Annotated in this window: 7 protein-coding genes; 1 reads left to right on the plus strand and 6 read right to left on the minus strand. The window is 30.6% G+C overall.

The window, feature by feature from the left end; genetic code table 11:
- Nucleotides 1–77: 77 nt before the first annotated feature.
- Nucleotides 78–827, minus strand: a complete 750-nt coding sequence (locus tag AC5EAH_RS04020; RefSeq protein ID WP_493493471.1) for a DeoR/GlpR family DNA-binding transcription regulator — start codon at nucleotides 825–827, stop codon at nucleotides 78–80.
- Between the two features lie 163 nt (nucleotides 828–990).
- Here AC5EAH_RS04020 and lacD point away from each other — a divergent pair, with 163 nt between their 5' ends.
- Nucleotides 991–1,938: a tagatose-bisphosphate aldolase gene (lacD, locus tag AC5EAH_RS04025; protein WP_493493472.1), complete on the plus strand. Its 948-nt coding sequence runs from the start codon at nucleotides 991–993 to the stop codon at nucleotides 1,936–1,938.
- Nucleotides 1,939–1,965: 27 nt separating this feature from the next.
- Here the strand turns inward: lacD and AC5EAH_RS04030 are convergent, their stop codons facing one another.
- From AC5EAH_RS04030 to hpf, 5 genes are all read right to left on the minus strand, one after another.
- Nucleotides 1,966–3,255 carry a DUF2130 domain-containing protein gene (locus tag AC5EAH_RS04030; protein WP_493493473.1) on the minus strand — a complete coding sequence of 430 codons (1,290 nt, stop codon included), beginning with the start codon at nucleotides 3,253–3,255 and terminating at the stop codon, nucleotides 1,966–1,968.
- An 81-nt stretch (nucleotides 3,256–3,336) separates the two neighbouring features.
- Entirely contained in the window at nucleotides 3,337–3,669 is a 333-nt protein-coding gene (locus tag AC5EAH_RS04035; RefSeq protein WP_493493479.1) for a C40 family peptidase, read from the minus strand.
- Between the two features lie 1,084 nt (nucleotides 3,670–4,753).
- Nucleotides 4,754–5,860, minus strand: a complete 1,107-nt coding sequence (gene prfB, locus AC5EAH_RS04040; RefSeq protein WP_493493474.1) for a peptide chain release factor 2 — start codon at nucleotides 5,858–5,860, stop codon at nucleotides 4,754–4,756.
- A gap of 76 nt (nucleotides 5,861–5,936) precedes the next feature.
- Complete coding sequence (gene secA / locus AC5EAH_RS04045) at nucleotides 5,937–8,465, minus strand: preprotein translocase subunit SecA (protein ID WP_493493475.1); 2,529 nt, start codon at nucleotides 8,463–8,465, stop codon at nucleotides 5,937–5,939.
- A 177-nt stretch (nucleotides 8,466–8,642) separates the two neighbouring features.
- Entirely contained in the window at nucleotides 8,643–9,194 is a 552-nt protein-coding gene (hpf, locus tag AC5EAH_RS04050; protein WP_493493476.1) for a ribosome hibernation-promoting factor, HPF/YfiA family, read from the minus strand.
- Nucleotides 9,195–9,324 lie beyond the last annotated feature (130 nt).

The following is a 9,324-nucleotide window of genomic DNA, read 5'->3' on the forward strand; positions in this document are numbered from 1 at the left end:
AAAATAATTGTTTATTTTTGTTTGTATTTTAAATATATTAAACATCTCTATTTTTGTCAAGACAAAAATAAACACACTTAAATAATTTCAGTATATTGACGATAGCTGTATTTTAGTTTATCGCTTATTTTATCATCCGTAATAATCGCATCAATTTGTTCAAGATCATAAAATGCATAGAAAGAATAACTATCAAATTTAGAACTATCCGCCACAATATATTTTTTTATAGCATTGTTCAAAATAATTTCATTACCATGTCCTTCTTCTTCATTAGCTGTTGTTACTTTTTCTATATCAATGCCATTAACACCAATAAACGCTTTAGACACTTTTATTTCTTCTAGTAAACGATTCGCAAATTGTCCGACAAATGTTTTAGTTTTCATACGATATCTTCCTCCTATCAAGATAACATCACAATGTGGATAATCTTTTACTTTTTCAAATATAGGTAATGAGTTAGTCACTATATTAAGCGTTTTATTTTCTATATAATCACTAATTAGATAAGTTGTTGTCCCTGCACCTATGAATATCGTGTCATTATTTTTAATTAATTCCGCACATTTTTTTGCAATTACACGTTTATCTTCTATATGCAACATACTTTTTTCTGTATGAGATACTTCAGTTAGACTATCTTTCACCTTACGACGTGCACCACCGTGTATACGGTCTAAAAGAGATTGTTGCTCTAATTCTATCAAATCTCTTCTTATTGTCATATCTGTTACATTTAATTTTTCAGTAAGCTTTTTTACTGTTACCACACCTTTTTTCTCTATTTCATCTAATATTAATTGATGTCTACTTTCTTTAACCATATTATCCTCCAATATATCTTCATTATGACTCTACTTTCTGTTAAGTATACAAAATTAAACATTTTTTAGCAATCACAACTCTTATTTATCTAATGTTTGATTTTGTTCTAATTTTATGGTAAAGTTTATTTATAAATATTTTAAAACGAAAAGGGGATTAAATATGACTAGCAAGCAACAACGTTTAAACAATTTATGCAATGAGCAAGGAATTATTGCAGCATTAGCTATCGATCAACGTGGTGCATTACGCCGTATGTTAGGAGAATCAACACCTATTGCTGAATTAGAAGAATTTAAAGTATTAGTATCTGAATATTTAACACCATATGCTTCATCGATTTTATTGGATCCTGAATTTGGTTTCCCTGCTGCTAAAGCACGCAATAAAAATGCTGGTTTATTAATGGCTTATGAGAAAACTGGTTATGACAAAACAGTCCCAGGGCGTTTCCCTGATTTAGTTGATACTATGTCAGTTCATCGTATTAAAGAAGCTGGTGCCGATGCTGTAAAAGTATTATTATATATAGATGTTGACGAAGACAAATCAGTAAATGATATTAAAGAAGCTTTTATTGAGCGTATTGGTTCAGAGTGTCGCGCGGAAGAAATGCCCTTCTATCTTGAATTAGTATCTTACGATGCAAATATCTCTGATGAAAAAGAATATGCTAAATTAAAACCACGTAAAGTTATTGAAGCAATGAAAGTTTATTCACAAGATAAATTCGGTGTAGATGTATTAAAAGTAGAAGTACCTGTTAATATGAACTATGTAGAAGGATTTACTGATGGAGAAATAGTTTATACACGTGAAGAAGCTGCAGCTTATTATCGCAAACAAAGTGAAGCTACAAATTTACCATTTATCTTTTTATCAGCTGGTGTATCAGCTAAATTATTCCAAGATACATTAACATTTGCTAAAGCTGCTGGCTCTACATTTAATGGTGTCCTATGTGGCCGTGCTACTTGGGCTGGTGCTACTAAAGCTTTCCAAGAGGGTGGTAAAACTGCTGCTATTAAATGGTTAGAAACGATTGGTAAAGAAAACATTACAACTTTAGATGCTGTTTTACGTGAAACAGCTACACCTATTAAATTTTAATTTATAAAAAGGTCAACTTTGACCTTTTTATTCTTTTAATTGCTCTAATGCTTCAAATTTTGCTTTCATCGTTGGATTCTTTTTAACTAATTTTTTAACTGTTAAATCTTCAGCTTTATTATTAGCCAAGCGTAAATTATTTTCAGAAGATACTAAGGCTGCTTTTGTTTTTTCTAAATGTGTAATTGTTTTATCTATTTCATTAATAGCTGCCTGAAATTTACGACTTGCTAACTCAAAGTTTTTAGAAAAATTATTTTTAAATTGTGTTAAATCATTTTCAAAATTAGTAATATCAATATTTTGATTACGCATGATTTCTAATTCTTGCTTATATTTTAAAGCATTGAATGCAGCATTACGCAACAAACCTATAATTTGAATGAAAAACTGTGGTCGAATAACATACATTTTAGGATATTGATAGGATACATCTACAATACCATTATTGTAATATTCATTATCTATTTCTAACATTGATACTAAAATTGCATATTCACATTGTTTTTGATTTCTATCTTTATCTAATTCTTTAAAGAAATGTTCATTTTTCTTTTTAGTCGCTGTTGCATCACTTTCATTTTTCATTTCAAACATAATTGATAAAATTTCTACACCATTTTCATCAAATTCTCTGTAAATATAATCTCCTTTACTTCCTGATTTAGCATCATTATCTTTACCGAACTGTGCATTTGGAAAGGAAATCATTCTTTGTTTGTTAAATTCTATTTCACAATGTTGTTCTAAGCTTTCACCAACCATTTTCGTTGATAATTTTGCTTTAAAATCTTTATATTGTGAAATTATTTCATCTTTTTGTTGTAGTTCTATTGAAAATTTTTCTTCTATATTCTTTTTTTCTAATTGATATTCTTTTTCTTGCAATTGTTTTTCATTATTTATTTTAATTAATTCTTGTTCTTTTAAAGATATCGCCTCTTTTATTGCTTGTTGATTCTCTCTTTTCAAATTTTCATTTTTAAATTGTAATTCAATAATCTCTTGTTGCATTTTATTAGTTATTTCATTTAATGCTAATTGTTTTTCACCCTCTTTTTGTTGAGATAATTGTTCTAATTGCTTAGTTAATAATTCTATTTGATAATTTTGTTTTATTAATGTTTGTTCAAATTCATTTTGTTGTTGTTCTTGCTTTAATTTAAATTCCTTATCCTGTTGTAACATTAATTGTTGTAGTCTCTCTTCTAACTCTTGATTAAATTCATGAGTTTTAATTTGAGCTACAATATTAGTATAACCTGTTTCATCAATTTTAAATATTTCATGACAATGTGGACATTTCAATTCTTGCATCAATATCTCCTCCTATATAAAAAGAGATAAGATAGAATCAAAATTATTTTGATTCTTATTCTTATCCCTTAGATAATATTATTATCTAAATGTGTAATAACCGTCTACAGATCCAATGATTGAACTAATTGGACGTTCTCCAATTGGTGTACCTGCATTTAAAGCATCAATCATCATACCATTACCGATATAAATTCCGACATGAGAACCACCATTAAAGAAAACTAAATCTCCTGGTTGTGGATCACTTGTTGGTGTACCTGCAGCCATTTGTGACCAAGTAACACGCGGTATTGAAATACCTGCTGCTGCATATACTTGCTGTACAAATGATGAACAATCAACTGCGTAACCATCATTAGCACCATATGAATAAACACGTTGTGGTGCAATAGCATAAGCATTAGCTACAATAGCATTACCATTAACAGCTGCTGCACTAGTAGTAGAAACAGCTGCTTGACGCTCTGCTTCTTCTGCTGCCTTAGCCTCTTCTGCTTGACGCTCTGCCTCTGCCGCTTTAGCTTCTTCTGCTTGACGTGCTGCTTCCGCCGCTTTAGCTTCTTCTGCTTGACGTGCTGCCTCTGCCGCTTTAGCTTCTTCTGCTTGACGTGCTGCTTCCGCCGCTTTAGCTTCTNTTTAGCTTCTTCTGCTTGACGTGCTGCTTCCGCCGCTTTAGCTTCTTCTGTTGCTTTAGTTGATTCTGTTTCTACAACTGGTGTTGCTTCTTCTGATTTTGTTATTTCAGTTGCTTCTTCTTTTACTTCAGAAATTGTTGCTACTTTAGCATCTTCAACTTTTCTAAATGCTGTTTCTACAATGTTTTCTGATTTAACTTCAGGTTCAACAGTTGTTTCTTCTACATTTGTTGTTGAAGTTTCTACATTACTGTCATCTACTGTAGAAATAAATGCATTACCTTCTACACGAATAGATTGCCCAAGATAAATTAAATGTGGGTTTGAAATATTATTTAATAGTTGTAATTGCGCTACTGTTGTGTTGTAACGTTTTGCAATATTTGTTAATGTATCACCTAAATTTACTGTATGTACATTATTTGTTGATACACTTGCTGAAGTTTCCATTGTTTCTGTTGTTTCAGATACAATGTTTTCATCGTCGATTTTTAATTTATAACCTGCATAAATTAAATTAACATTTTGAATATTATTAATACGCGCTAAATCTTCAACTGTTGTATTATATTTTTGGGCGATTTGCCATAATGTATCACCATGATTAATTTCGTAATCTGTAGCATATGTTGATGATGCTGCTAAGCTAATTGTGGATACAGCTAAAGCAGAAATAAAATTTTTTTTAAATTTCATTGGTTAAATTCCTCCGAATTGAATTATCTATATTTATATAAGATTTTATCTATATTTTTTGACTATTACTACTATATCATATTTTTTTTACAAAGTAAGTAATGTAACAAAGCTGTAATACAATCGTTAATTTCAGCAATGCTATTAATATTTTATCGTTAACACTATTGTTTTGCTAACCAATGTAAATACGCATCAATAAAAGGTGATAAATTACCATCCATTACAGACTGTGTATTACCTGTTTCATAACTTGTTCGATGATCTTTTACCATTGAGTAAGGATGAAAGACGTATGACCTGATTTGAGAACCCCAACCTATTTCTTTTTGTTCACCACGTATTGCTGCTAACTCTTCAGCTTGTTTATCTAGTTGCTGTTGATATAATTTAGCTTTTAGCATTTTCATAGCTGTTTCACGGTTTTTAATTTGAGAACGTTCTGCTTGAGAAGCAACAACAATATTTGTCGGTATATGTGTAATACGTACTGCTGAATCTGTTGTATTAATATGCTGTCCTCCTGCACCAGTTGCACGAAATGTATCTATTCTTAAATCTTCATTTTTTATTTCTATTTCAATATCATTATCATCAAACTCGGGTACCACATCACAAGAGACAAAAGATGTGTGACGTCGACCCGCACTATCAAATGGAGAAATACGCACTAAACGATGAACACCTTTTTCAGATTGTAAATAACCGTAAGCATTATATCCTTTAATTAATAAAGTAACAGATTTAATACCCGCTTCATCTCCACTTTGATAATCTAAAACTTCTACTTTATAACCTTGTTTATCTGCGTAACGTTGGTACATTCTTAACAACATTTCGCCCCAATCTTGCGATTCTGTACCACCAGCACCTGGATGTAATTCTAAAATGGCATTATTTTTATCATATGGTCCACTTAATAACATATTTAATTCATAATTCTTAATGCGTTGTTGTAAATCAATTAATAGATTTTCTCCTTCCTGCTGCACTGTTTCATCAGGTTCTTCTTTAATTAATTCTAACAACAATAATAATTCTTCATAATCATGTTGCATTTCATGATAAGTATTTACTAGATTTTTTAAGGTATTACTTTCATTAATAATTTTCTGAGCTTGTAGTGCATCCTCCCAAAATGTAGGGTCTAACATTATTTCATCTAATTCTGCTAATCTTTCACTTTTAACTTCTAAGTCAAGAGATTGATTAAAATTTGATAATTTGGCATTAATTATTTCTAAATCATTTTTTATTTCTGCAATTTCCATTTTTCACCTCTAATTAAAATCGAAAGGAACCACGACAATATTGTCATAAGTTCCTTTTTTACTATATATGATTATCTTAAGCTTTATTCTCGATTTCTCGTTGTGCCTGTTTTTCTGGGTTAATACGTGGGCTCAATTTTTCTTTAGCTTTACCATCATTTGCTTGTAACTGTTGTAACTTACGTTCCATTTCTTCACGCGCAATTTCTTCTTCACGATTAATTTGTGCTTTCATCATTAAACGTGCAACTTCATCTTCAATTGATGCAATCATATCTTCAAACATTTCAAAACCTTCATTTTGATATTCTCTTAATGGATCGATTTGTCCATAAGAACGCAAATGAATTCCTCTTCTTAACTGGTCCATTTCGTCAATATGATCTGTCCATCTTGAATCAATTGATCGTAATAAAATAATTTTTTCTATTTGATGCATTGATTCATCACCAAATAATTCTTTACGAACTTCATATTCTTCGTTAATTTTTTGACTCACAATATTTTTGATTTCTTCTGGTTCTTGACGTCTTAATTCATCTGCTGTCAATTTGCCTTCAGGTAAATACATTTCATTAACATAGCGAATAAATGGTGTGTAATCAAATTCTAAACTATCTTCATCATATTCTTCTGCATTAAAATGTACTGAAACAGCACGTTCTAAAGAGTTAGCTAACATTTGTTTGATCGTATGTCTAACAGATGGTAAATCAATAGCTTCATTACGTTCACCATAAATAATACCACGTTGTTTTCTTAACACTTCATCGTATTGTAATACTTGTTTACGCGAATCAAAGTTATTACCTTCAACACGTTTTTGAGCACTTTCTACTGATCGAGAAACCATACCACTTTCAATTGGTGTACTATCTTCCATACCTAATCTCTTCATCATGTTTTGCATGCGATCAGAACCAAAACGAATCATTAATTCATCTTCTAAAGATAAATAGAATCTTGAATACCCAGGATCTCCTTGACGTCCAGCACGTCCACGTAATTGATTATCAATACGCCTTGATTCATGACGTTCTGTACCAATTACAGCTAAACCACCTAAATCACGAACACCTTCTCCTAATTTAATATCCGTACCACGACCAGCCATATTTGTAGCAATTGTTACCGCACCTACTTGACCTGCATCTTTAACAATTTCAGCCTCTCTTTCATTTTGTTTAGCATTTAACACTTCATGTTTAACACCTCTACGTGTTAATAATTTTGAAATAATTTCAGAAGTTTCTATTGCTACCGTACCTAATAAAACTGGTTGCCCTGTTTTATGAATACGTGCTACTTCATCTGCTACCGCTTCAAATTTAGCTTTCATTGTTACATAAATTAAATCTGGTTGATCTTGACGTAAAATCGGTCTGTTAGTTGGAATAGTTGTTACAGACATATTATAAATATTTCTAAATTCTTCTTCTTCTGTTTTCGCTGTTCCTGTCATACCTGACAATTTATGGTACATACGGAAAAAGTTTTGATAAGTAATTGTCGCCATCGTTTTTGATTCAGCTTGAATTTCAATTGCTTCTTTGGCTTCAATTGCTTGATGTAAACCTTCTGAATAACGACGTCCTGGCATTGTACGTCCTGTAAATTGGTCCACAATTAAAATTTCAAATTCTGTTTTTTCTCCAGGTGCAACGACATAGTCTATATCTTTAAATAAAATATAATTTGCACGTAATGCTTGATTAATATGATGCATAATATTAACATTTTGCAAATCATATAAATTTTTCAGACCAAAATAAGCTTCTGCTCTATCAATACCTTCTTCTGTAATTAAAATCTGTTTTGTTTTAACATCAATCGTATAATCACGTTCTTCTTTTAATGTTCTAACAAAAGCATCGGCTGCAGTATATAAATTTGTTGATTGTTCGGCTTGTCCTGAAATAATTAATGGTGTTCTAGCTTCATCAATTAACACAGAGTCTACTTCATCAATAACCGCATAATTTAATCCTCTTAATACACGATCTTCAGCTCTAATCACCATATTATCACGTAAGTAATCAAATCCTAATTCACTATTTGTTGAATAGGTAACATCTTGATTATATGCTTCTTTTTTCTCATAGGGTGCTAATGCATTTAAGTTTAAACCTACTGTCAAACCTATCCATTCATATACTTGCCCCATTTCTTCTTTATCACGTTTAGACAAGTATTCGTTCACAGTTACAACATGTACACCTTTGCCAGATAGTGCATTTAAATAAACAGGCAATGTTGCTGTTAATGTTTTACCTTCACCTGTTCTCATTTCAGCAATGTCCCCTTTATGTAAGGCAATCCCCCCCATAATTTGAACTTTATAAGGTTTCATACCTAATACACGAAATGCTGCTTCTCTAATTACTGCAAAAGCTTCTGGTAAAATACCATCTAAGATTTTCTGTAATTTTTTTCCTTTTTCTAATTCTTCTTGAATATATGCTTTGAAAACTGATGTTTTAGCTTGTAATTCTTCATCAGATAGAGCAGACATTGCATCTTCATACGCAATAACTTTATCAGCTAATTTTGATAATGATTTTACTTCGCGTTTATTTGAATCAAATATTTTTTTTAATATTCCCACGAATCTTATTCTCCTTTATTTGATAATTTTGTCTTTAAAATTATCTTATCCTTATTTTTAATAAGTATATTTTTTACTATTGTATCAGAAATTCACTAAAATAAAAATGAAAAACATTGAAAAATAAAAATATTGTGCTAAAACTAAAAACCTCTTGAATAACAAGAGGTTTTTAGTTTATTTAGTTTCTATTAAAGCATAACGTCCATCTTTTCTACGATAGACAATATTTATTTGATTAGTATCAGCATCTGTGTAAATAAAGAAATCATGTCCTAGTAACTCCATTTGAAGTACAGCTTCTTCTTTATCCATTGGTTTTAAATCTACTTCTTTTGTTCTAACAAATTTGATATCTTCTTCATTTTCATCTTCTGCAACTTCAAATGATGCAATTAAATCATAGTCATCTGTATGACGTTCACGATGTTTACGATTAACTTTTGTTTTATGTTTACGTACTTGTCTTTCTAATTTATCTACTACTAAATCAATTGCTGCATATAAATCATCATTTACCTCTTCTGCACGTAAAGTTAATCCTTGTAATGGCACAGTTACTTCAACTTTTTTATTGCCATCCTTTTGATATGTTTTTAAGTTAATATAAACATTAGCATCGGGAATGTTCGCAAAATATCTTTCTAATTTACTGATTTTATTTTCAGCATATTCTCTAATAGGTACTGTCACCTCAATATTTTCGCCGCGTACATTGTATCTTAACATGATAACCGCCCCTTTACATATTATTGTTATTTTTAACTGTGAAAGATAACTATCTTTCATAACTAATAATAACATAATTTTCTAAAAATTGCAATCGTTGTCAATTTATGAATTAATTGCGATGTAGCCT

The sequence above is a fragment of the Staphylococcus sp. B1(2026) genome (assembly GCF_058895785.1).

Bases quoted from the DNA above. Each gene is read 5' to 3' on its own strand.
- AC5EAH_RS04020 (WP_493493471.1), bottom strand. From the start codon at position 827: ATGGTTAAAGAAAGTAGACATCAATTAATATTAGATGAAATAGAGAAA.
- lacD (WP_493493472.1), top strand. From the start codon at position 991: ATGACTAGCAAGCAACAACGTTTAAACAATTTATGCAATGAGCAAGGA.
- AC5EAH_RS04030 (WP_493493473.1), bottom strand. From the start codon at position 3,255: ATGCAAGAATTGAAATGTCCACATTGTCATGAAATATTTAAAATTGAT.
- prfB (WP_493493474.1), bottom strand. From the start codon at position 5,860: ATGGAAATTGCAGAAATAAAAAATGATTTAGAAATAATTAATGCCAAA.
- hpf (WP_493493476.1), bottom strand. From the start codon at position 9,194: ATGTTAAGATACAATGTACGCGGCGAAAATATTGAGGTGACAGTACCT.